The organism is Aeromonas sp. FDAARGOS 1409 (assembly GCF_019048705.1).
GTDB classification, from domain to species: Bacteria; Pseudomonadota; Gammaproteobacteria; order Enterobacterales; family Aeromonadaceae; genus Aeromonas; species Aeromonas sanarellii.
Genome location: NZ_CP077395.1, coordinates 3,795,844 through 3,819,379, shown reverse-complemented (window position 1 = coordinate 3,819,379; position 23,536 = coordinate 3,795,844). Strand labels below are relative to the sequence as shown.

Genomic DNA, 23,536 nt, shown 5'->3' with positions numbered 1-23,536 from the left:
TGATATCGATAAGACTAATCGATACCAATAAGGCAAGAATTACTTTCCATCTTTATAAGGATGACTACATGTCTGAACAATTATTTTCCGATCTACCCGCAATGGATCCAGTACTTTTTCCGTACTATGTCTATGTGCTAATTGATCCTGCAAACAGCGAAGTGTTCTATGTAGGTAAAGGTCAAGGCGAACGAGTGAACAGTCACTGGGCGGAGGCTCGTCGTGCGCTCGATAAGGGGGAATCATCTGAGGGCCCCAAACAGACACGGTTGACGCAGATTGCCAACAGCGGGCAGGAGCCTGTTCAACTGGTCGTAGGCCGCTATGAGACTGAGGTGGAGGCACTATCGGTGGAAGCAACACTGATAAACTGGATGTATGGATTCGATGCATTAACCAATCTGAACCGCGGATACCGCAATGCATTCATACGCCCTTTTGGCAATCACGCTCAACTGCCTGGAATTGATGTCCCACCACGGGAGCGGAGTAATGATGGCGAGTTCTCAAGGCAAAAGGTCGAGGCGCTATGCAAGGTTGGTGCATATGACTTCATGACGAAAATTTCCCAGCGCCTAGAGAATGCCGGTTTTGCCGTCAGAAAATTTACAGAACAAGAAGATCGTCCTTACGCCCCAGGAGAGTCAAATGGGTGGTTAGGATTGCTGGTGCGCATCGATGGCGTTGATTTTATCGTCATGATGTCTAAGACGTGTCTCCCTAGTATTACTGTCGCTACGACAGCGTCAACAAGAGAGTTTCTGAGAAACGGAAAGATCGTGTTCGATGGATCCGTGCTTCTGCTTGGAGATGCGAAGAATAAAAAAGTGCAAGGTGAAGGTCGCTTTCGCGATTTTGAACCCAAACTTTGCTTTAAGACTGGCGAGCCAGAGGAGCGGATCGCAGATTTGTGCTCATGGTTCTCAAGGGTAAGCATCGTGAAATATTGAGCGAAACATGTGTGCCTATCATAAGTGGCCTTACTAAGGTATTTGTCATTCGGGGCCCTTAAAAAGGCTCTTCGCGGGATCTTGGGAAAGGAGTGTTGACAGACAGGGTCGCTGCGAGCTTTGTCTCTTGTCGGTAAATCCTTCGTTTGATCCTCTCCCGCTTGAGCAACTAAAAGAAGCTCTCGGCGACGGCGTTGTCGTGGTAGTTTCCACGTCGGCTCATACTACAACTCAGGTTGTGAACCTTTAGGAACTCCTGCCATTCCCCGCCAGTAAACTGGCTGCCCTGATCACACATCAGCACGATCTCCAGCAGTCGAAAATGCAAAGTCTAATCCCAGGTGAGCGCCCCAGCGGTCATATGTGCTCCAAAATGCGACATGTGAATGTAACCAGTATCGGCATGAGTATACAGGCGACATATACTGGCCTTACCAACTCTGTGAAGCAAAGGAGAGCGCTATGTACAGCCAGCATGCACTGCAACGTATGCAGCAACGTGGGATCAGCGAGCAAGTGGTCGACGTGCTACTGAGCTTTGGTAGCTCTCACTATCACAAGGGGCGGGAAGTGGTCTTTCTCGATCATCACAGCTTGGCACGACTAAGCCGCAGCGGTGAGTGGAGCTGGCAGGATTGTCAGCAACTGCGTCGCCACTATCTGGTGCTGCAAGGGGGGGAGGTGGTCACGGTGGGCCATCGCACGACCCACTTTAAGCGGGATCGTCACTGAGCGTAAGCAGGGGAACGCGCACGCTGCATTGGATTTTCACCAAGGCTAGGCAGCTTCTTGCCAGAACTGGTCATAACTTAAAAAACACATTTATTTCATAACCTTAAGTAACTATTTTGTAGAGGCCACATGTTTGAATTTATCGATAGCCAAAGTGATGAAGCCATCATCAAGGTGGTTGGTATCGGCGGCGCAGGTATCGGCATCATTGAGCAGGTGATGCGCGATAGCGTTGACGGCGTGCACTATATCGTGGTGGATACCGACCCCCAGGTCCTTGCCCGTGTCAACGCCAACTGTGCCCTGCTGCTCGATGGCGAGAGCAACGGATCTGATAGCCATGTTGAGGTTGCAGAGCTAATCAGCCAGGCAGACAGCGAAAAGCTGCGAACACTGCTGGCGGGGACCGACATGGTATTCATCATCGCCGGCATGGCGGAGACAATTGCTACCCAGATAGCCGCAGTCGCAGCAGAGGTAGCGCAGCAGATGGGCATTCTGACGGTGGCCATGGCGCTCGATCCCTGCACGGTGGAGAGCGAACAGCCCATGATCACAGCCAGACAACAGAGTGCGAAAATTTTCAGACATGCGGACACCCTGTTTACCTTGTCCGGTGGCGCACACAGAGGGGAGGAGGGGCATGGCGCGACTAATGCTGCGATTGCGATACGGGGCATCGTAGAACTGATCTCCCGCCCGGGCCTGATCAACGTTGACATGGAAGAGCTGAGGGCAGTGATGGCTGGGATGGGGCAAGCCATGGTGGGGATGGGCACAGCCTTCGGTGACGATCGCGCAGAGCAAGCGGTCAAGCGAGCCATCCACGGCCTGTCAGCGGCAGAGGGTGAATTAGCCAGAGCCAGCGGCATTCTGGTCAATATCACCTCTGATTTCGACATGACGATTGAAGAATTTGAGGCGGTGGGGAATGCCGTGAAGGCCCAGGCAGCCGAACACGCGACAGTCATCGTCGGGTCAGTGATCGATCCCGAGATGCAGGGGGGATTGCGGGTCACCTTGGTGGCGACAGGTACCTTGAAAAACGCCGTCGGTGTGGCCTGAGATTGCTGCCAGCGTACCGCGTAATATCAAACCGTTAAATCAAAGGCCCATGGCCAACTGCGGAATCACTCGATGGGAACAAGAAGATATAACAATCACTCGGGTTGCGCCCCGCTATTACTGGCCGTATTGCTCGTGTGGGGAGTTACCAAGGCCAGCGATACATTCGATCGACTATTCACCTTTAAAAATGGCGCCAGCAACCTCGATTATGCCGAGTACAAACGCAGGTTCTATCCCGCTGATGGCACAGAGTTGCTCCGGCAACAGGGATCCGAAGCCATCGATGGCAAAGTGGTGACCTGGTGGGTGAGGGTCTTCGATGTCGATGAGGACGGGGTGCTGACATGGTGCGCGGAGCAGGATGCTATTTTCGATGAACGGGGTGGTAAAAACTGGATAGGTAATTGCACTGATACTGGCGAGGTACACCTAGATAGCCGCAGCCGAACACCGAGGGTCAATGAAGTGATCCCCCTTAGCTTCGTTCCCTATGATTTCTCGGATGGCAAAGAGATTTTCATAAAAGGTTTCGATGGAATGGTGAGGCGATAGTTGCGGCGATATCGCTCAATACCCCTGATGGGCAATTAAAGGTAGTGTAAAAGGAATGAGTCTCAATCGAGGGGTAATTATCAACGCGGATGCAAGCTGAAAGCACAGGCTCAGATCTCAAGTCAGCTAGCTTTTTTCTTTTTTTGGCCCCATCTAAGCATCCATTTGCCTGGCAGTCGTTTGGGATGAAACCCGTGTTGTCAGATATCTGCTTGAAAAAACGACATGTAGAAGTATCCAGTATTGTTGCCAGCTGGGTAGCTTTCTATGCTCTTGTGGTCAAATGACGCCAGCTGTCCATCGCATGATTCTTTGGACTGGGGCCAAGGGAGTGAACAAGGATACCGCATGGCAAATCCCAAAAGTCTGATATTCCAACTGCATAAACATTGGGACGTCATCGAAGCATTGGTTCGGGCGTCGCGGGAATGGCCTGCTTTCGATGAGGCGATGGTGCTGAGGCTGATTGGCAAGTCCAGCCGGGGCAGTGACAGCGAGCCTGAGTGTGGAGAAATCTTGCGCAGCCTATGTAGCAGCGATGTCCTGCAGTGGCTTGAGCGAACCGATACCCTGCAGGTCAACCCCTTGGTGCAAGAATTTGCGCGAGGGCTGTTACGTGAGCATGAGTTAGGGCTTTCTGCCGTGCTCAAGGCGCGTATCGAGGCCATCAAACAAGCGACGGCACAGATACTGGAAGGTTCTGAACCACTTAATTCCGATTATTTGCGTCAGGGCTCAGCCAGGATGTCAGACCTGTTGCGGCAGATCAGTTTGCAGTTGGATCAGGATCGCCATGCCATATTGGAGCTGGCCGAGCAGGCCAAGTCTGCGGATGCAGCCATGCCAATAGCGCAACGTTATCGCTCAGTGCTTGAAGCCTATGACCAGTATGTGGAGCCCATGAACGAGATGATGGACTCCGGGCTTGCGGGCAACTTCTATCCCTTTCTGGAGCAGGCGGAGAGGGCTCTGGATCGGGCTGTAGAGGCCATCACCATACAAGGTGGGCTTTATACCCATCAGTTACAGTTACGCCAGGTTTCTTATCAAGCCAAGGAGTTGCAGCGGTTGGGAAGGTTGGTGGCCCAGCAATGTGCCGCCACCTTGCTGCCGCTGCGTGAAGAGCTGCGCGAGCATAATGGCCTGTCTGCCGCCATCAGCCAGTTGTTGGGGCGTGTGCGCAAACGTGGCCTCACGCGAGCTCTGTCGTTGCGCAATACGAAGGGGGCCTTGCCTGTCTGGCGGCAGGAGCGACCGCGACGCGTTAGTGTGGGCTTCGAGGTCAGGGATTTTATGGCCAGCGCCCTGGCGTACATACCGGAACACATCCGTTTCCCGACGGAGGTCCCCTTCGATGCCTCACTGGTAGAGCCCATTGATGAAGAGACCCTCACGCAACATCTGCAAGAGAGCCTGCCAGTAGAGAACTTGATGCTCTGGTTGCTACAGCATTATGGCGAGCAGCCGGATGCCACCTTGTTGCGACTCTACCACGAACTGGTGCGTGAGCCCCTTTGGCTGGCGAGCCTTCACCCAGATAGCACCACAACGGATCTGCAAGAGGTGCTGGTCAGTTATCACCCCTACAGGATCCAGAGATCATGACTACCTCTATTTCGCATCTGGAGTCGCTCGGTGCCCTGAGTGAGCTGTTTCGCCTGTTCAACAGCGGCAAGCACCTCAACCGGGTGGCGGAGCCTGCCCTGTGGGCCGAGCTGGAGCGGTGTCAGGAAAGCTATCAGGCCATTTTTGCCGCCCTGGGGTTTGAGCTTAAAGTCGAGCCACGTGGCTATGCCTGGTTTCATATCGAGGAGCCCGCCAGCCAAGCCAGCAAGACTAGCAAGCGCCTAGCGTTGTTATGGATGTGCCTGTTTGATACCCAGGCTGATGAGGGCAGACCCTTGTCTCGCTTTACGGAGTGGCGGGTAGACAAGGCCTTGCTGGCCAAGGCTCACGAGCGTCATCAGGAGATCTTGGAGGCCGAGGGGTTGGAGCTGGATGGCTTCATCGCGTTGCTGGACAGCGCGGTCAAGCTCGGATTTGCCTTGTCACTTAACGGTTATTGGCAGTTATTGCCGGCGGTCTATCGCTATCTGGAACACTTCGAATCGTTGATCGCATCTGGCCAAGACGATTCATTCGATGAGCCGCAGGGCGGCGAGGAGGATGAAGCGGCAGAGGTGGGTTTGGATGAGGAGGAGGAAGCATGATCCAGTACGGGTTTGAGCGTCTGGTATTGTTGGGCAGTGCCGGGTATCAGAGAGCCGAGTTGCCGCTGGATGCTGCCGTCTCACTCATCGCCCCCAATAACACAGGTAAAACCAGCCTCATCAACGCGCTGCAGTTTTTATTGATCATCGACCAGCGACGCATGGACTTTGGCGCCCACGATCTGGAGAAGTCCAAACGATTCTACTTCCCCAACAACAGCGCCTACATACTGCTGGAAGCCTGTCTGCCAGAAACGGGGACCGTGGTGCTGGGATGTGTCGGCAAGGGGGTCAGCCATGACTATCAGTACTTTGCCTACAAGGGAGCGTTGGATCTGGATGACTATCGGTTGGACGGCGGCGCTCTGGTGGCGGAGCCCCAACTGGTAAACCACCTGGCCACGCGCCAGCGGCTGGTGTTTGTCTACAAGAGTTCCAATGATTTTCGCGATGCCCTGTATGGTGGTCGTCGCAAGCGGGCCGCCAGCGAGCCCGATTTCACCCTCTTTCATCTGGAGCATCAATCGGATGCTGCTGCCTATAGACAGGTCCTCACTCGTACCTTACGGCTGGATAGGCTCACCTCGGCCGATGTCAAAAATTATCTGTTGGAAATCTTCAAACGGGACTTGTCGGATGCGGCCATCGACTTTCGGCAAGAGTGGGAAAAGGCATTTAGCGAGGTCAATAGTGAACGGGCTCAGTATCAGGCGGCGGTCAATCAGTCTGCACGGATCGTGAGCTTGGCCAAACAAGTGCAAGAGCGTTTGACGCTCAGAGGCAAGCTCATTGTCTGGCGCCCACAGATAGAAGCAGACCTCAAGCAGTGGCACTCCTACTATGAGTCCACAGCAGAGGAATTGGCAGCCAAGGTGTTGCAATGCGAGACGGCACAAAAGCAATCGGGGATCCGTATTCAGGAGGTGAGTGTCGAACGGGTCGTAAAGCAGCAGTCCCATACTCAGCTGCTGGCGCTTAATCAGCAGCAAGCGGAGCTGGAGCGTCGGTTTACCCTGCTCTCGGGACGTGAGCAACTTGAAACACAGCTGGCGGCGGTCAAGGAGAATTTGGAGGCTCAGATCACCCTGCTGGGGCAGGTCAAGAGCCGCAGCGTAGAGGACATAAGGCGAGATTTACGTCGGCAACAGCAGTTGTCGATGAGCCTGCATCGGCAGCAGGAGACCTTGACCGACAATCTCTATCGACACATGGCTGAGCATCTGAGTGAAGAGGAGTTACTGCGACTAAACCGGGTGCTCCAGGCCGGAGTGATGCAGTTGGGACCGGCAGATTTCGAACTTGATATGCCCCGGTTGACACAACAGTTGTCACAGACGCCGGGCGAGACGCTGATGCTGGCTGGCCTGCGCATCAACCTTCATCAGTTGCACCCCCAGTTTCAGCAACTCAGTGAAGCCGAGCTGGAGGAGCAGATCAGGGATACCGACAGGCATATCGCCAGTTTGGAGGGGCAGCGGCAAACAGCCGAGCAGCGTCACCAGGCCGAGTCACACAAGCAACGATTAGAGCAGGAGCTGCAACAACTGCGGCAGGAGCTGGCCGACTTCGACACCTGGCAGCATTTATTGGCCCAGAGTGACCAGCGAGCAGAGCAGTTGATAGCCCATGAACAAGAGCTGGATAGGCTACAGGCCGAGTTGGCAGCGATTAACCAGCAGCAATTGAGCTTGGTTGATCAACTCAATGCTTTGCGACAAGCGCAGATGCGACTGGATGATCAGCATAACGGCATCGTCACTATGCGTAACCAGCGCGAGGATCAGGGGCCAGAATTCGGTTATCTGGAATCTCTTTCCTACCATCCTTGGCTTGGGGGATCCACCAGAACGCTGGATACTCTATATACCCGTTTGCAAGAATTCCAGACCGATAGTCGTCAATTGTTGGCGTTGAACAGCGCGTTGCAGCGCGGTTTGCAGGATTTGCACGCTGGCGGACTAACCAAGTATGAACACTGCCCGACTCAGGACGAGGAGTGGAGCCGGATCCTCGATTTCCATCAGATGTTGCCAAAAGAAGCCGAGGCATTGGAGAAGAAGGCCCGCAGTGCCGTGATCAATGTCACCGCCAGCCTGAAACAGCTCAGACAGGGGCTGAATGCTTTCAAGGCGCAGATGCGGGGCTTCAACCGACTGGTGAGTCAGCGTCAACTGTCCGACCTCAGGGTCTTCAAAATCGAGCCCAGGGATGAAGCACACCTGGTGGAAGCCATCGAAACCCTGCTCGATAAGTCCGCTCAGGTGGAGACGGGGGAAAGCTTCGATCTGTTTAATCAGCAAAGCGTGCTGGATGATGTGCGATTGGATCGCGCCAAACAGACCTTGTTTGATGAGGGCAACGCCCGGCAAGGGCTCCGTGTCGCCGATCTGTTTCGCCTGGAGTTTGTGATAGGTAAGCAGGAACAGCAGGAGGAGTCCTTCACCGAGATAGACAGTGCGGCCTCCAACGGAACTGTATTGATGGCCAAGCTAGTGACCGGGCTGGCCATGCTCCACCTGATGCATCACAAGAACAAGCGCATCCGCACCATCTGTTATCTGGATGAGGCGCTGGCGCTGGATACCCGCAACCAGAAAAATCTGATCGATGTGGCGGCAGAATTCGGTTTTGCCCTGATCTGCGCCTCGCCAGCCCCGTTGACCACGGCACGCTATTGCGTACCTATTCATCACCATGCCGGCAAGAACCATATCAATCGGCAGAGTTGGCTGGTGCTTTCTCCCAAGGAGCGACCATGAGCCGTAGTTTGATCGCCGCCTTGCGCAAATTGCGCCAAGCCCCTGGAGGAGGGCTTGCCAGCTCACAACTGAGCGAGGGGCAACGACGTGAGTTGAGCAGCTTTGCCCGAGCTACCGGTAGCATACAGATGCGGCCCGAGGGCAGGGGAGTCGTATTTGAGATAAGGCTGCCCGCCGTGGTGGAACACCAATGGCGACAACTGGTGCCGATAGAGCAAGCCGAATTGGCCGATGGACTGCCACGCCGAGCGCGTAACATCGCCGGAACTCGCCGTAGCAAGGGGGCAGACCATGGGCATGAGTTCAGCTATCTGCTGTTAAAGGCCGGGCCTGGTCAGGTGGCGTGGCGAAACGATAAAGACAGCCGGCTGGACTTGCGACTGAGCACCGATCAATTGGGCGTCGCCGCTCTGACTGTGCACGCCGACAGCACCTGGTATACCGAACATCCGCTATGGCTAGTGGAAAATCAGGCGCTGTTTGACCAGCTGGACTGGCTACCCTGCGCCCAGCCCGCCAGTGTTGCTTATTACAGTGGCCAATTGCCCAACACGTTGTTGGATTGGCTCGCCTTGCGCCAGCGGGCGCCAGCGATCCACTTCTTTCCCGACTACGACGGAGTGGGTCTGCTCAACTTTGCCCGGCTTCGCAGCCGTCTTGGCCACAGCGTGGCCCTGTGGTTGATGCCCGAGTGGCCATCTCGTCTCGAGCGTTTCGGCTGTGCCACGCTTTGGCAGGATACCCAGCGCGAATTCAACGCCATGCTGACACACCCTGCGACAGCCGATTTCGACGTGGAAGTGAAGCAATTGATCCGGTCAATGCAAGCCAGCGGGATGGCGCTGGAGCAGGAAGCCGTGTGGTTGTGAGGAACTGCCCCGTCCGTCTCGCCTGCCTCTTATCTGTCTATTAGTTTGAAAATATCTGCTTGAAAATACGACATGTGCAAAACCCCAGTATCGAAGCGGCTTTGCTCGAACGATATAGTCATCTGGGTTTTAACTGATGACTTGGGAGATAAAGGATGAAGGCGGCGACACGGCATGATTGGCAAGGGTTACAACCATTGCATCGAGATGCGCTCACCCTTCCGCTGAGCCTGCGCTTTCGCGATGAGCAGATGGCCAACATCCGACAGGGATTTATCCCTCCGGCGATGGAGTACAAATGGTTTTGCTATTTCGAAGGAGAAACTCTCCACCTATACCGGAGCTGGACGGGGAGCAAGGCGTTGGAAGTGCTCTTTGTGCGTGACAGTGAAGGTTGGTGGTTGGCATCGAGAATGCGGTTGTCGCTGGATCCTGATCATTTCGGCTGGTCTTTGGAGGAGGCTAAATCGATCATTGAAAGCGAAATTGCCTTTTATGCCGCCGGGCAAGTCCCCGCCGATGGCTTTGCGCAGATGCTGCAAACGGCGTCCCAAGCGGGTTATTTCGGCTCGCCCAGCGTCGTGCATGAATTGCTGTTTCCCTTCTTCCATTGTCTGTTCTGCAAGGGGGTGGCGCCGCATATCGAGGGCATCCCAGCGCGAAGCGTTGCCGATGTTGTGGAGGAAAATAAACGGGTAACGCGTGCGATTAGCGGGCAGACCGGGGAGGTGCACGGCCTGGAGGCATGGCGCACGGCGGAGCAACTTGGCAAGGCCCTCATCCATTACTTCGAGTTGGATGAGGGGTGGCACGCAGGGGAAGATCTCGCCTTCACGCTCAGTGAGGGGCTGGCTGCCGTCAGCATTCATGTATCTGGGGTGGTTCAGGCCTTTATCCATACGCCATCCCCCACGCTTGATGGCCTCATTCAGTATTTGAAGGTGATACAGGACTTTGTGGTCAGCGTCATGATGGGCACTAACAGCGCCTATTACCCGGATCTGGTGTTGGCAGATTTCAGCTGGGCGCGCCGCAGTGAGTTTGCGGCCCAAGGCCGCGCCATGAGCCACGCGCGAGCGGACGAAGAAGACGTCGAATAGGAAGATGAGCCAACCCCGGGGACCGCATACCATCCCAGCCCGTCGACAAGCTCGACGCCATGCTCAAAGGTGCGGCCGACAAGCCTGTGAACGTCGCCATCCAACGGGATTTTTAATAAACATTCTGCTCAGTTGAGCATCAGCAGGCGGGAGTGTGAGTCACCATCGGTTTCCATGAAATCGGGCGTGTTAGCCTGTTGCACAATAGTGGCCAGCATGGGCATTGACGCGATTATCGTGGTTATCGCCGGGCAAAAGCACTATTCGCACCACTTACACCTGCCTTTCAAGCACGCTAAGGAGTGTTCATGCAAATCAGCCAGTGGACTACGGAGATCATTGTCATCAGCGTCATCATTGCAGTCGCTTGCTGCGTGATTGGCTACTTTGTGGCGGCGCTGCGCCACGGCAACCGGCTCGGTCAGCTCACAAGCCAACTGGGGCAGGCGCAGCAGGCACAGGGCTTGCTGACACAGCAATTGGCACAGGCTCAGGAGCAGCTCAAGGCGGCGGAACAGCAATGTCATGGGCAGCAGGTGGAGGCTGGCAAGGTGCAGACCCAGCTACAGGGTGCCAAAGAGCAGCTGCAAGAGTTGGCGGCGCAAGTGAGCGAACGTAAGGTTGACTGCGAGGCCTTGCAGCAGCAGTTGAGCGCGGCCAAGGAGCAGCAACATGACGCGGAAAAGCGTCTGGAGACGGCACAGGCCGAAAACCGTGGTCAGAAAGAGCAGATCGCCGACTTGCGTGAACGCTTGAATCTGGCGGATGAGCAAAACCGAGCCGCCCAAGATGCGATCAACCAGCTCAAGGATAAGTTGGCCAATGAAGGCAAACATGCGCAATCCCTGCAAAGCGCGGAGCGCGAAGTCCGTGAACAACTGCTGGATGCCAAACAGACCCTGAAAGAGCGTGAGAACGCCATTCTCGGCCTGCAGGAGCGGCTGCATCAGGTTGATAACGAACACACCGAGCTCAAGACCACGCTGCAAAAGCGGGAAGAGCACTTCCAGGAGCAGATGGGGCAACTTGCCGATGCCAAGAAGACACTGGCACAGGAGTTTGAAAACCTCGCCAACAAGATTTTTGACGAGAAGGGCAAGTCGTTCACTCAGAGCAGCCAGATCGGGATCGATAGCCTGCTCAAGCCATTTCGCGAGCAGATCGAAGGATTCCAGAAACGGATCAACGAGGTGCACGATGTCTCGGTGCAAGGCAGCGCTCAGCTCAATGCCGAGATCCGGAAGGTGTTGGAAATTGGTCTGAATATGAGCAAGGAGGCCAACAACCTCACGTCGGCCCTCAAGGGTGATTCACAGCAGCGCGGAGCCTGGGGGGAAGCGCAACTGCGCCGCACACTGGAGATGAGTGGGCTGATTGAAGAGGCCCACTACGAAGTGCAGAGCAGCTTCAAGGATGCGGAAGGCAAGCACAAGCAGACCGACTATCTGATCAAACTGCCGGATGGCAAACACATCATCATCGACAGCAAGGTTTCCCTGGTGGCCTATGACCGGGCGGTCGCGGCCGAGAGCCCGGAAGCGTATCAACTGGCGATGGCAGAGCATCTCAAAGCGGTGCGCAAGCATATCGACGATCTGGCATCGAAGGATTACATCAACCTGATTGGCATGCACAGCCCCAGCTTTGTGCTGATGTTCATGCCGATTGAACCCGCCTATATCGAAGCGTTGAAGCACAATAAGGATTTATTCGAGTATGGATACAACAAGGGCATCGTACTGGTCTCGCATACAACCCTGATCCCCATCCTGCGCACGGTATCAAATCTGTGGATGATCGAACGCAGCAATACCGAGGCTCGCGAGATCAGTGAAAAAGCCGGCGACATCTACAACCAGGTCTGTCTCGTTGCCGAACGTCTGAGCAGCTTGGGCGGCACGCTCAACACCGCCAGCAATCACTACAACAACACGGTCAAGGCGCTGGTGGGCAAACAAGGTCTGTATGGCAAAGTGGAGAGATTCAACAAACTCTCGGCGAAGGCCAGCAAGACACTGCCGCAACTGGACGCCGTGCATATGGACTTCGAACAGGATCGGCTGTCATTGATCGTCGAGGCACTGGAAGAGCCCGGCACGATCGCCATAGAGGAAACGGCGACGACGGCATAGCCCGTTAAAGTTGCAGCTTGCGTTAAACAATTAAGGCGCCCTAGGCGCCTTGATTGTCTGGGCTGCAAATCCTTACCGCCGTCATCCAACAGACATCAAGAACCGATGAATGTCGGCGCGGTGCTCAGGCCCCCCGCATCTGCGCCAAAATGCGACATGTTCATGTAACCAGTATCGGCGTGGGGTTACAGGCGGCATATACTGGCCCCGCTTGAAGAGAGTCCCAACCCGTATCAAGGAGCGCGCTTATGTCCCCCTCTTTAACTCCGCTCGGCCTGTGCGCCTGTGTCCTGTTACTGCTGGTGGCCCAGAGTGCTGGGGCTGCCGACTGCACCTATCGCAAAGACAGCCTCGGTAATACCCGTTACCAGTGTGATGATGGCAAGAGCGGCACTCTGCGCAAAGACAGTCTTGGTAACGTCAGAGACTCGGAAAGTGGCACCACCTGGCGCAAAGACTCCCTCGGCAATGTCCGCAGCAGCGAGGGCACCACCTACCGCAGAGACAGTCTGGGTAATGTGCGGGTTAGCAATCCCGGCACCGGCGAGACCGTCACCTGGCGCAAGGATAGCCTTGGCAATCTGCGTTCCTCCGATGGCACTCGCTGTCGCACCAACTCCTTGGGGCAGGTCAGGTGCGATGGCCCGAGCACACCGCCAGCAGTGTTTGGTGCAAAGTGAACTCAGGCTGTAGTTCTGACCTGCGAGACCGCCAAGATGAATCGCTGACGCAGCGTGCATTTTGGCCAAACAGTAGAAATGATCGATTTTGGTGACCTGGCTTCATAGAGCAATCGCCCTCTGAGGGGTAGAATGACGCTCCTTTGATAGCTTGAACTGAGCGCCGTTAGGGTCAATAGAGCACTTATGAGTAGCGAAGAACACCTGGTTAAGCTGGGCTTTAAATTTGGTAAAAATGGGGCTCACTCGGCTAGAAGCTTGATGTATAGCGAGCTCAAAACGCTGCTGGATGGTCGCCCTGAGCAGGCAACCCGGCATGACTATCAGCAAGATATCGAGCTTTACAATGTGCTGCATAAAAGCAGCGACAATGCCCGCAAGTTGACGTTCCGCCACCTGGTCGATCTGTATGGTATCTCCCCTGAGATCCCTTTGTTTCACGTGTTTCGCCAGCTATGGGAGCGAAGTGAAGAGGCTCAACCTCTGTTGACCTTGCAACTTGCGCTGGCCAGGGACCCGTTATTAAGGCAGACCCAGTCGTTGATTAGTACGACCCCGTTGGGAGAGGTGCTGGAACGTGAACAGGTGGAACACGTTTTAGCCGCCCCTGACCCTAACCGTTTCAGCCCGGCTTCCCTGCGCTCGTTTGCCCAGAATATCAACGGCAGTTGGACACACGCCGGGTTCCTACAAGGCAAATACAAAAAGGTGAGAACCAGTCCGGTCGTGGCCTATGTCAATGCGGCATTTGCACTCTTTCTCGGTCACTGTGAAGGGCGTGCCGGGCAAGGGCTGTTTCAGACTCCCTGGTTTCAACTGCTAGGCCTGGATCCGGCAGAGGGATATGAGTTGGCCTACATGGCATCGCTGCATGGCGTAATTAGCTATAAGCAGGCCAGTGGCATTGTCGAAATCCGCTTCCCCCTATGGTCAATAGCACCAGCATCTTGAGGAGAACGAGGGCATGAGTGATCGCCTCTCAAAACTGATTAAGCGTTTTACCACTTATATATCGGTGCCCTGGCGTTCCGTGCTATCCGCCGAAGAACGTGCCGTCTTCGTTGTGTATCACAAAGAGGATGAGCTCAAGCTGCGTGCCCGCGTGCCAGAGTTCCAACTGGCGGTAGAACAACATGGCCACCGCTGGCAGTTGCTGGATATCACAGATGCATTCCCCAAGTGGATGGGGGAACACGACTATGCAGACGCCTATTTTGACGAGCCGGAGTTGCTGGTGGGCAGTTATGAATTTTTTGCCGAAGAGCTGGCCGAGCGCCTGAAAGAGGAAGTCGATAAAACCTTGGGAAGCAACGATGTAGTGGCCCTGCTGGGTACTGGCACGTTGTTTGGTTTTGCCTCTGTCTCTGAGCTGGTGAAGGCGCTTTCTCCTGCGGTAAAGGGCAAGCTGGTGGTCTTCTTCCCCGGCGAATATCACGACAACAACTTCAGCCTGTTAGATGCCAAGGATGGGTGGGGGTATCACGCCACCGCCATCTGTCACCATAACGAATAACAACAAGGAATTACGGGATGCTAAATAGAGAGATTTACAGCAACGATCCGCTGCAATCTGAGTTGGCCAACAACGGTGTGGCCGTCGTCAACGATGATCAGAGTGCCGAGTCCTTCGCAACCCTGCGTTATGAGCTTAAAACCTTTGTCTGTGATGGTGCCTATGAGGCGGGCATGCAGAAAATTCTGGCGGCCTATCTGAGCAAGCTAGACGCCAAGGTTGAGCAGTCAGGTGTCTGGATCAGCGGTTTCTACGGATCGGGTAAATCTCATTTGGCCAAGATGCTACGCACCTTCTGGACCAATCAACGCTTCTCTGATGGTGCCGATCCCTTGAGCCTGGCCGATCTCCCTGCCGGCATCCGCGAGCAGTTTGCCAAGCTTGCCGAACGCTCTCACCAGTATCAGGGCTTGCATGCCGCTTCGGGTACCCTGGGGGCGGGGATGAAGGGCGACGTGCGCCTGGCGTTCTTGTCCATCATCTTCAAGTCCGTTGGCCTGCCGGAGCAGTACCACCTGGCGCGGTTTGTCATGTGGTTGAAAGCCGAAGGTGTGTTGCCGCAGGTGCAAGAGTATGTGCGCTTGCATGCCAAAGCCGTAGGTGAACAAGACGCCTGGCAAAAAGAGCTGCGCAATCTCTATGTCTCGCCCATTCTGGCGGCTGCCTTGTTACAGGCATTTCCGGATCTGGCGCCGTCGATCGCCGAAGTGGGTAAAGCGCTGCGCGCTCAATACCCCAATGTGGCCACCATTACCAATGATGAGATGGTGGATGCGGTGATGGACGCCCTGGCACGCAATGGCCAATTACCTTTGACCCTCATCGTGCTGGATGAAGTGCAACAGTTTGTTGGTAGCGATGAAGATCGGGCTCATGTCGTGCAGGAGGTCATCGAAACCTGCTGTAAAGACAGTGCCTTCAAATCAAAGATGCTGTTTGTCGCCACAGGGCAAAGTGCGCTAAGTGACACTCCCAACTTGCAACGTCTGATGGGCCGCTTTGTGGTTAAGGTACAGCTGGCCGACACCGATGTGGATGCGGTTATCCGCAAAGTGATCCTGCAGAAAAAAGAGAGTGCCAAGGGCGCCGTCGAGGTAATGATCCAGAAAAATTTGGGTGAGATCAGCCGCCATCTGCGGGGCTCCAAGTTTGAACATCAGCGCGATGACGAACAGTGGATGGTAGCCGACTATCCGCTGCTGCCGGTGCGTCGTCGTTTCTGGGAAAAGTTGCTGCCCGCACTGGATAAAACCGGTACCGGCTCACAGCTGCGTAACCAACTGCGTATCACCCATGATGCGACCCGTTACGGGGCAGAAAAGCCGCTTGGCTGTCTGATCCCTGCCGATTTTATTTACGATCAAATCGTCAATGATCTAGTCAATAGCGGGGTGGTGGGGCAAGAGATCTATGCCGAGATTGGCAAGCTCAAAGATGGCTCGCCTGAAGAGGTCCTGCAGGGGCGGATCCTCTCCCTCATCCTGATGATCAGCAAATTGCCAAGCGAAATTGACTACGGCATTCACGCCAGTGCAGAAACCCTGGCTGACTTGCTGATCGAAGATTTGGAGAATGAGAAACACGACCTGCGGCCACGGGTCAATGCGGCGCTGCAGGCGTTGGAAAAAGCCTCGCTGATCATGGCGGTGCAGTCTGCAAGTGGCGTTGAGTATCGCCTGCAAACGGCCGAGAGCCAGGCTTGGTATGACATGTATCGTCAGCAGCAAGCGGAGCTCCGTGCCGATCCAGCACGACTCGATGGCCTGCGCAATCAACTGGTGCGCACCATAGTGCGCAAGTTGGTCAGCCAAGTACGCCTTACCCAAGGCCAGGTGGCAGAGGGGCGCACCCTGAATGTTGCGTTCGATGATGAGTTGCCCAACGATGCACAAGAGAAGCTCTACGTCTGGGCACCGGGATTACCGGAGCGGCAACTGCAAGATTTGGCGCGCGCCGATAGCGCTGATAATGGCACCCTTTATCTTTATATCCCCTCAGAAGGTAAGAGCAAGCTTAACGCAGCCATCGTTGAGAAACAGGCGGCTACCATGACCCTGGACGTCAAACAAAATGCGGTGGTGACCGAAGCGGGTAAAGAGGCCCGTGCCGCTATGATGTCGAGCCAGCGCAATGCCGAAGCCGAGGTCAAGCGCTTGACCGCTGAGATGGAAGGGATGATGTGGCTGCGTCTCTCCGGTGGCAGTGAAGTGGGGGGCGATACCTTGGTGGCGCAACTTCAAGCAGGGGCAGAAACGGCCTGCGTGCGCCTCTATCGCAACTTCGATATGGCCGATCACAAGGAGTGGGCCAAGGTCTATACCCGTGCCAGCCAGGGGGATGCCGATGCGCTAGAGGTTATTGGCCACCAGGGCGAGGCGCAAAACCACCCGGTCTGCCGTGAAATCAAAAAGTTTATCGGAGTGATGAAAACCGGTGGTGAGGTACGCGAACACTTTGGTAAAGCCCCTTACGGCTGGTCCCGCGATGCCATTGATGGCGCACTCTTTGCCATGTTGGCCGCTGGCGTACTCAAAGCCAGCGATGCCAAACTCAACGCCACTGATGCGCGCAGCCTGGAGCGTGCCCAGGTCGGCCCGACCCAGTTCCGCCCCGAAACAGCCACCATCGGCAAGGTACAATTGATCAAGGTGCGGAGCCTGATCAACAGCTTGGGGGTGAGTTGTAACGCCGGGGAAGAGAGCAGCAAGCTTGCCGAGGCATTACAACAGGCCAAGGCGCTGGCTCGCCGTCTGGGGGGGGAGGCCCCCTTGCCACAGCCCCCCTCAACCCTGCAACTCGATAAGCTATTGGAGCTCTCGGGCAATGATCAACTGCTCGCCGCGTTTGAAAGCAAAGAGGCGCTGCAAGCCGAATACGAGAGCTGGAAAGCACAGCTTGAGCTGGTGGCCGAGCGCAAAGAGCAGTGGGACAACCTGCAAGGTCTGCTGCCCTACTGCCGTGAACTGGCGGTGTTTGCTGAGCTGAATCAAGAGTGCGAGGCGCTGCGTGCCGGTCGTACCCTGCTGCAAAGCCCTTCCCCGGTGCAGCCGCTACTCAACAAAGCCATAGACGCGTTGCGTAATGCCATCATGGCGCACTGTGACCGCTATGAGCAGGAGTACCAGGCCTGCTACCGCGAACTCGACAGTGACCCAAGTTGGGCCAAGCTCACCGGCGATCAGCAGAGTCAACTGCTCACCAAGCACGGCATTGCCAAGTTGCCAGCACTCAAACTGGGTAGCTTGCAAGAAGTGCAGCAGAGCCTGGATAACTGCTCCTGGCAGGGGTGGAACGATCGAATTTCAGCCTTGACCTCTTATTTTGATAAGGCCCTGAGCGATGCAGTCACCCTACTCAAACCCAAGGTCCGCCATATCTCGCTGCCAAAGCCGCTGATTGAATCAGAACAAGATCTGAAAGCCTGGCTGACCCAGGTAGAAGATCAGGTGCGTAGCGAACTGGCCCAAGGTAACCCGGTACGCGTCAGCTAGTGCGCTGAACAAAAGAGAAACAATAAGGCCGATGCGGCAGACTTGCCGCATCGGCGCTTAGCCCAATCCCTGCATTCTATTTAAGGAACATGGGGTCACCCATCTTCCACATATCGAGCTAACACCATGAGACAAGCCCTGGATAAGACTCTCAGAACCCAGCTGGAAAGCACCGTCCTCGCTGCCCGTGAGGTAGTTGAAACCGCCTGCCGGGAAGAGATTGAGCGCTTAGGGGTGGCTGATGCCACTGTGCCCACCTTTCTGAACGACGGACAGCGCAAGCTGCGTAACCGCCTGCGGGCCCACGCTCGCCAACTGGGCGACCCGCTTCACGATAATGGCAAGCAAGAGACAGCTCACCTGCTGGCCGAGATGGCTTACGAGCAGTGGCACCGCATGCTGTTTGCCCGTTTTCTCGAGCAAAACAACCTGTTGATGTATGACGCTTATACCCCGGTCACCCTGGATGAGTGCGCAGAGCTGTTAGAAGAAGAGCCCGACTGCGCCAGTGCCTGGGAGCTAGCAGGGCGCTTGGCAGCCAAGATGTTGCCCCAGGTGTTTAGGGTTGATTCTCCTGTGCTGGCGGTGCGCCTGCCCATCAACCATCAGCGCACCCTAGAAGGCTTGATCATGGCCTTGCTACCTGCGGTGTTCGAGGCACAAGACAGCCTGGGCTGGTGCTATCAGTTTTGGCAGACCAAGCGTAAAAAAGAGGTGAACGACTCGGGTGTGCCCATCGGTGCCGATGAACTGAGCCCGGTCACCCAGCTCTTTACCGAGCCCTATATGGTCTCGTTCCTCTTGGATAACGCCCTGGGTGGCTGGTGGGCCAAACGTCGCCTCACCGATGATCACCTGCGTCATGCCAGCGATGAGCAGGAACTGCGCGAGCGCGCCGCGATCCCTGGTGTGCCCTTCTCTTACCTGCGCTTTGTTAAAGTGACGGATTCCGAAGGCGAGCGCTGGCAGCCTGCCGGTGGTTGGTACGACGCCTGGCCTGAAGATATCAGCGAGCTAAAAACCCTCGACCCTTGCTGCGGCTCTGGCCACTTCCTGGTGGCGCTGTTTTTGATGCTGGTGCCGATGCGCATGCACTTGGAAGGCTGTGATGCGCGCACGGCGATTGAGCGGGTGTTCGCGCAAAACCTACATGGTTTGGAGCTGGATGGCCGCTGCATCGAGATAGCCGCCTTTGCCCTGGCGCTGGAAGCCTGGCGCTTCCCCAATGCCGGTGGTTATCGGCCACTGCCTGCCTTGCAGATCGCCTGCTCCGGGCAAGATGTGCTGGCCGCCAGCAATGAGTGGCTGCAGCTCGCCAAACAAAATCCGCAGTTAGAACCCGCTCTCGATTGGCTGATGCGCCAGTTTAGCGACGCTCCCGTGCTGGGCAGCCTGATCGATATCAAACGTGCCCACTACGAAGGCAAGGCTCAAGGAGCCCCGGCCCCCTGGCAGCAATTGCTCGATGCCCAGGCGCAGAATGCAGCAGAGAGCGACGATGAGAGCAAAGAGACACAAGTCGCGGCTCAAGGCTTGGCCCTGGCGGCTAGGTTGCTGGCGGGCAATTTCCATCTGGTGGCTACCAATGTCCCCTATTTGGGGCGTGGTAAGCAGTGCAGCGAGTTGCAGGATTTTTGTGAAGAGTACTACTCGGAAGCCAAAGCCGATCTGGCCACCGTATTTTTGGAGCGCTGCCTGGACTTTAACCCCCAAGGCGGCAGCTCGACGATTGTCTTACCGCAAAACTGGCTGTTTTTAACCAGCTATAAGAAGTTCCGCGAGAAGCTATTAACCGAACAGACCTGGAATCTATTAGCTCGCCTTGGCCCACGAGCTTTTGAAACTATTTCCGGTGAGGTGGTTCAGGCGATATTAATTACCCTAAGCAAAGGTGTGGCGCCTAAAGAGGCGTTGCTGCGTGGGGTGGATGTCTCCGCCCCCAAAACCGCCGCTGACAAATCCGCACAACTGCTGATTGAACCGCTTAAGAGCGTGGAGCAAGTGAAGCAGTTGGAGAATCCGGACTCGCGAGTGTCTTTTGATCAATCATTCAATGAATTACTTTTGGCTAGTTTAGCGGATTATGGGAAGGGAAGCACTACAGGTGATGGTCCAAGATTCCTCTTTAATTATTGGGAGTTCCCTTTAATAACCAAAAAACACGTGTATTGGTTAAATTCCCCAAATGGTAATTCATTTTGGTCAGGTAGAGAGCAAGTCTGTAAAGTTTCTCTTGATGATGTAGAACTTACGTCTCAACTGGGATGTAGATTACATGGACAAAATGTCTTTAACAGAAATGGTGTTGTCGTTAATAAGATGCGCAAGCTCGAACCATTTTTGTATGCCGGAGAGGCATTTGATGACAACATTTGTCCAATTTGCCCTTCTAATGAGGATATTTTACCTGCTATTTGGTCCTATGTAGAGTCGGAGCAATTTCATAGCAATGTTAGAGCGGTTGACCAGGCTTTAAAAGTTACGGCAGCGACGATTACTAAAGTGCCCTTCGATCTCGGATATTGGTCCAAAGTCGCCGAAAAGCAATATCCAAACGGGCTACCAAAATCCTACACGAATGATCCAACTCAATGGATTTTCCATGGACACCCCTGTGCATCGGTGATTTGGGATGAGGGCAGTAAATGGACCAAAGAGGGGCCGGTACGCTTCGATGAGACAGTGCTGCAAGTCGCGGTAGCGCGCCTGCTGGGCTATCGGTGGCCTGCCGAGCTGGACGAAGAGATGGAGCTGGCCGATGAGCAACGTCAGCTGGTCGATGAGGTGACCAAGCTGAACGCCTTTGCCGATGAAGATGGTATCGTCTGCCTCCCAGCTGTGCGCGGTGAAGCTCCGGCCCATACCCGATTGGAAAAATTGTTGGTGGCGGCCTACGAGGATGACTGGAAAAACGGTGCCCTGGATAAGCTGCTGACCGCCGTAGGTAGCAAGAGCCTGGAGCTTTGGCTGCGCGATAAGTTCTTCGAGCAGCACTGCAAGTTGTTCCAACATAGACCTTTTATCTGGCATATCTGGGACGGCCTAAAAGATGGCTTCTCCGCCCTGGTCAACTATCACAAGCTCGATCGCTCCGGCTTAGAGCGCCTGATCTACACCTACCTGGGCGACTGGATCCGCATCCAGGAGCAGGGGGTAAAAGAAGCCCGTGATGGTGCCGAAGAGCGCCTGACCGCCGCCAAAAACCTGCAACAGCGCCTCGAGGCCATCTTGGCCGGTGAAAAGGGGCTCGATATCTTTGTGCGCTGGAAGACCCTAGCCGAACAACCCATCGGTTGGGAGCCGGACCTCAATGACGGCGTGCGCCTCAATATCCGTCCCTTCCTCAAAGCGGCCGATGTCGGCAAAAAAGGCGCCGGTATCCTGCGCTTTAAGCCCAATATCAACTGGAACAAGGATCGCGGTAACGACGTCGCCACAGCCCCTTGGTACACTCTGGGCCTGCAATATGGTGAAAAAGAGGGGGCGCGTATTAACGATCACCACTTGTCGCTAGAAGACAAACGCGCCGCCAGAGCAAACCAACCCAAATGATGGAAGCCCTATGATCGATACGCTCAAGACGGTCAATGTTGGCCCTGCCCCTAGCTTGTCGCTGGCCTTTGGCCTGCGGCTCAATCTGCTCACCGGCGATAATGGCTTGGGTAAGAGCTTTTTGCTGGATATCGCCTGGTGGGCGCTGACTCGCCGCTGGCCAGCTGAGATCAACCCTAAGCTCACCACAGGGCGTAAAGCCCTGCCCAGTGAGGTTGGGGAGGCGAGCATCAGCTTTTCATTTACCGCCAAGAGTAAACGTGAAGAGTACCAGAGTACCTTTGCCCGCCGTGAACAGAGCTGGACCGGCCGCCCCGGGCGGCCTGCCAACCCTGGCCTGGTGCTCTATGCCATGGCTGACGGGAGTTTCGCGTTGTGGGATCCGCACCGTAACTACTGGCGCACCCAGGGAGAGCTCGATATTCAAGAGCGTCTGCCCGCTTATGTCTTAAGCCCCAGTGAAGTATGGGATGGCCTGGCCAGTAGCGATGGCAGTTGGTTGTGTAATGGCCTTATTCGCGATCTAGCCAGCTGGCAAAAAGAGAAAGGGGCGGCATTTAAACACCTGAAAGCGGTACTTAAGGCGCTCTCCCCTTCTCCTGATGAGATCCTGACCCTGGGAGAGCTAACCCGGATCAGCCTGGATGATGCGCGGGATATCCCGACCATCCGCATGCCGTACCAAAAAGATGTTCCGGTGGTGCATGCCTCATCAGGGATGCGGCGTATCTTAGCCCTGGCCTATCTGCTGGTGTGGGCCTGGCAAGAGCATCAGCAGGCGGCCAAGCAACTGGGGGAACCGGTGACCCCCCAGATCACCTTTTTGATCGACGAGATTGAATCTCACCTGCACCCCAGCTGGCAGCGCAGCATAGTGCCCACCTTGCTGAGCGTCATGGGGTTGCTTGATAAACAGGCCAAGGTGCAGTTGATCACCGCGACCCATTCCCCCTTGGTGATGGCCTCGGTCGAGCCGCTGTTTGATGCCAGCCAAGATGCCTGGTTTGATCTGGATCTGGCCCAAGGCGAGGTGATGCTCACCCGGCGAGCTTTTGAGAAGCAGGGGGATGTCACCAGTTGGTTAACCAGTGATGCCTTTGACTTACCCAGTGGGCGACCGCAAGAGTATGAACAGTTGATCAAGCAAGCTTCGGCGCTCTTGGGGCAAGCGGCTCCGGATCCCCAGGCGCTCGCTGCCATGTATCAGAAATTGCTGCTCGCGTTAAAGCCGACCGATGAGTTTCTATTTCGCTGGCGTGCCATCTGCGATAAGAAGGGCTGGCAGTTATGATCCCGGTGCAATTGCAACCTGAGCCTGTTGATTTTGATGCCAGAGTGCGCCAGCCGGGGCATGATTGGTTAGCCACTAATGGCATAGCGCCCAATGCCCCACCACCAGTGGCATCGGATTTGCCCAACTATTGGACGCGTTCTAACAAGCAGCTGTGGGATGCCTACAGTGGTGTCTGCGCCTATTTGGCGATCTATTTTGAGTGGGTTATTGGCGCGGCCTCGACCGATCACTTTGTGGCCAAATCGCAGAATGCGGGTGAGGCCTATGAGTGGGATAACTACCGCCTGAGCGCCTTTGGTCCGAACCGCAATAAGAATAAGTTTGATGATGTGCTAGACCCCATCGGTTTGGCCCCTGAGACCTTTATCATCAACTTTGCCAATGGTGAGATTGCGGTCAACCATGCGCGTTATCCTGCCGGAACACCGCATGCCGATGCCGCCGCTGAGACCATTACCCGTCTCAAGCTGGATAGCCAGGAGCATAACCAGATGCGCGCCCGCCATTATGACAACTATCTGAGAAATGACTGTTCGCTCGCTTTTTTACAACGCCACTCTCCCTTTGTTCATGGCGAGCTGATCCGCCAGGGGTTGGCTTAAGCCTTAAGGCGCGAAACAGAATCGAGAATTCC

At 55.4% G+C, this 23,536-nt stretch carries 17 protein-coding genes and 1 pseudogene; 17 read left to right on the top strand and 1 reads right to left on the bottom strand.

Annotation, left to right across the window (positions count from 1 at the left end; translation table 11 throughout):
• Positions 1–68 precede the first annotated feature (68 nt).
• On the top strand, positions 69–950 hold the full coding sequence (locus tag I6L39_RS17730; protein WP_216991853.1) for a GIY-YIG nuclease family protein: 882 nt from the start codon (positions 69–71) through the stop codon (positions 948–950).
• 107 nt (positions 951–1,057) lie between these two features.
• Here the strand turns inward: I6L39_RS17730 and I6L39_RS17725 are convergent.
• Positions 1,058–1,257 (bottom strand): annotated as a pseudogene (locus tag I6L39_RS17725) (IS3 family transposase); the annotation flags it as partial.
• 155 nt (positions 1,258–1,412) lie between these two features.
• Here I6L39_RS17725 and I6L39_RS17720 point away from each other — a divergent pair.
• The 16 genes from I6L39_RS17720 (at position 1,413) to I6L39_RS17645 (ending at position 23,504) form a co-directional block, all read left to right on the top strand.
• Positions 1,413–1,682: a DUF4258 domain-containing protein gene (locus tag I6L39_RS17720; RefSeq protein WP_216990405.1), complete on the top strand. Its 270-nt coding sequence runs from the start codon at positions 1,413–1,415 to the stop codon at positions 1,680–1,682.
• Between the two features lie 129 nt (positions 1,683–1,811).
• Positions 1,812–2,747 (top strand): cell division protein FtsZ, encoded by a 936-nt coding sequence (locus I6L39_RS17715; protein ID WP_216990404.1) that lies wholly within the window; start codon positions 1,812–1,814, stop codon positions 2,745–2,747.
• A 72-nt stretch (positions 2,748–2,819) separates the two neighbouring features.
• The gene (locus I6L39_RS17710; RefSeq protein ID WP_216990403.1) at positions 2,820–3,302 is read left to right on the top strand and encodes a hypothetical protein; all 483 of its coding nucleotides are present in this window, start codon (positions 2,820–2,822) and stop codon (positions 3,300–3,302) included.
• Positions 3,303–3,650: 348 nt separating this feature from the next.
• Positions 3,651–4,907 (top strand): hypothetical protein, encoded by a 1,257-nt coding sequence (locus I6L39_RS17705; RefSeq protein WP_254203683.1) that lies wholly within the window; start codon positions 3,651–3,653, stop codon positions 4,905–4,907.
• Positions 4,904–5,512: a hypothetical protein gene (locus I6L39_RS17700; protein WP_216990402.1), complete on the top strand. Its 609-nt coding sequence runs from the start codon at positions 4,904–4,906 to the stop codon at positions 5,510–5,512. The genes I6L39_RS17705 and I6L39_RS17700 overlap by 4 nt, the downstream gene beginning before the upstream one ends.
• A complete protein-coding gene (locus I6L39_RS17695; protein ID WP_216990401.1) occupies positions 5,509–8,271 on the top strand; it encodes a hypothetical protein in 2,763 nt (920 codons plus the stop codon). Before I6L39_RS17700 ends, I6L39_RS17695 begins: the two co-directional genes overlap by 4 nt.
• The gene (locus I6L39_RS17690) at positions 8,268–9,140 is read left to right on the top strand and encodes a hypothetical protein (protein ID WP_216990400.1); all 873 of its coding nucleotides are present in this window, start codon (positions 8,268–8,270) and stop codon (positions 9,138–9,140) included. Before I6L39_RS17695 ends, I6L39_RS17690 begins: the two co-directional genes overlap by 4 nt.
• A 155-nt stretch (positions 9,141–9,295) precedes the next feature.
• Positions 9,296–10,240 carry a hypothetical protein gene (locus I6L39_RS17685; protein WP_216990399.1) on the top strand — a complete coding sequence of 315 codons (945 nt, stop codon included), beginning with the start codon at positions 9,296–9,298 and terminating at the stop codon, positions 10,238–10,240.
• A gap of 308 nt (positions 10,241–10,548) precedes the next feature.
• The gene (gene rmuC, locus I6L39_RS17680) at positions 10,549–12,372 is read left to right on the top strand and encodes a DNA recombination protein RmuC (RefSeq protein ID WP_216990398.1); all 1,824 of its coding nucleotides are present in this window, start codon (positions 10,549–10,551) and stop codon (positions 12,370–12,372) included.
• A 248-nt stretch (positions 12,373–12,620) separates the two neighbouring features.
• Positions 12,621–13,052 carry a hypothetical protein gene (locus I6L39_RS17675; protein WP_254203681.1) on the top strand — a complete coding sequence of 144 codons (432 nt, stop codon included), beginning with the start codon at positions 12,621–12,623 and terminating at the stop codon, positions 13,050–13,052.
• 186 nt (positions 13,053–13,238) lie between these two features.
• Positions 13,239–14,003 (top strand): hypothetical protein, encoded by a 765-nt coding sequence (locus tag I6L39_RS17670; RefSeq protein ID WP_216990397.1) that lies wholly within the window; start codon positions 13,239–13,241, stop codon positions 14,001–14,003.
• A 13-nt stretch (positions 14,004–14,016) separates the two neighbouring features.
• The gene (locus I6L39_RS17665; protein WP_216990396.1) at positions 14,017–14,565 is read left to right on the top strand and encodes a BREX protein BrxB domain-containing protein; all 549 of its coding nucleotides are present in this window, start codon (positions 14,017–14,019) and stop codon (positions 14,563–14,565) included.
• A 17-nt stretch (positions 14,566–14,582) separates the two neighbouring features.
• Positions 14,583–18,056, top strand: coding sequence for a BREX system P-loop protein BrxC (gene brxC / locus I6L39_RS17660; RefSeq protein WP_216990395.1), 3,474 nt, complete (start codon positions 14,583–14,585; stop codon positions 18,054–18,056).
• A 126-nt stretch (positions 18,057–18,182) separates the two neighbouring features.
• Positions 18,183–21,608 carry a DNA methyltransferase gene (locus I6L39_RS17655; RefSeq protein ID WP_216990394.1) on the top strand — a complete coding sequence of 1,142 codons (3,426 nt, stop codon included), beginning with the start codon at positions 18,183–18,185 and terminating at the stop codon, positions 21,606–21,608.
• 10 nt (positions 21,609–21,618) lie between these two features.
• Positions 21,619–22,899 carry an AAA family ATPase gene (locus I6L39_RS17650; protein WP_216990393.1) on the top strand — a complete coding sequence of 427 codons (1,281 nt, stop codon included), beginning with the start codon at positions 21,619–21,621 and terminating at the stop codon, positions 22,897–22,899.
• Positions 22,896–23,504 (top strand): hypothetical protein, encoded by a 609-nt coding sequence (locus tag I6L39_RS17645; protein ID WP_216990392.1) that lies wholly within the window; start codon positions 22,896–22,898, stop codon positions 23,502–23,504. Before I6L39_RS17650 ends, I6L39_RS17645 begins: the two co-directional genes overlap by 4 nt.
• Positions 23,505–23,536: the final 32 nt, after the last annotated feature.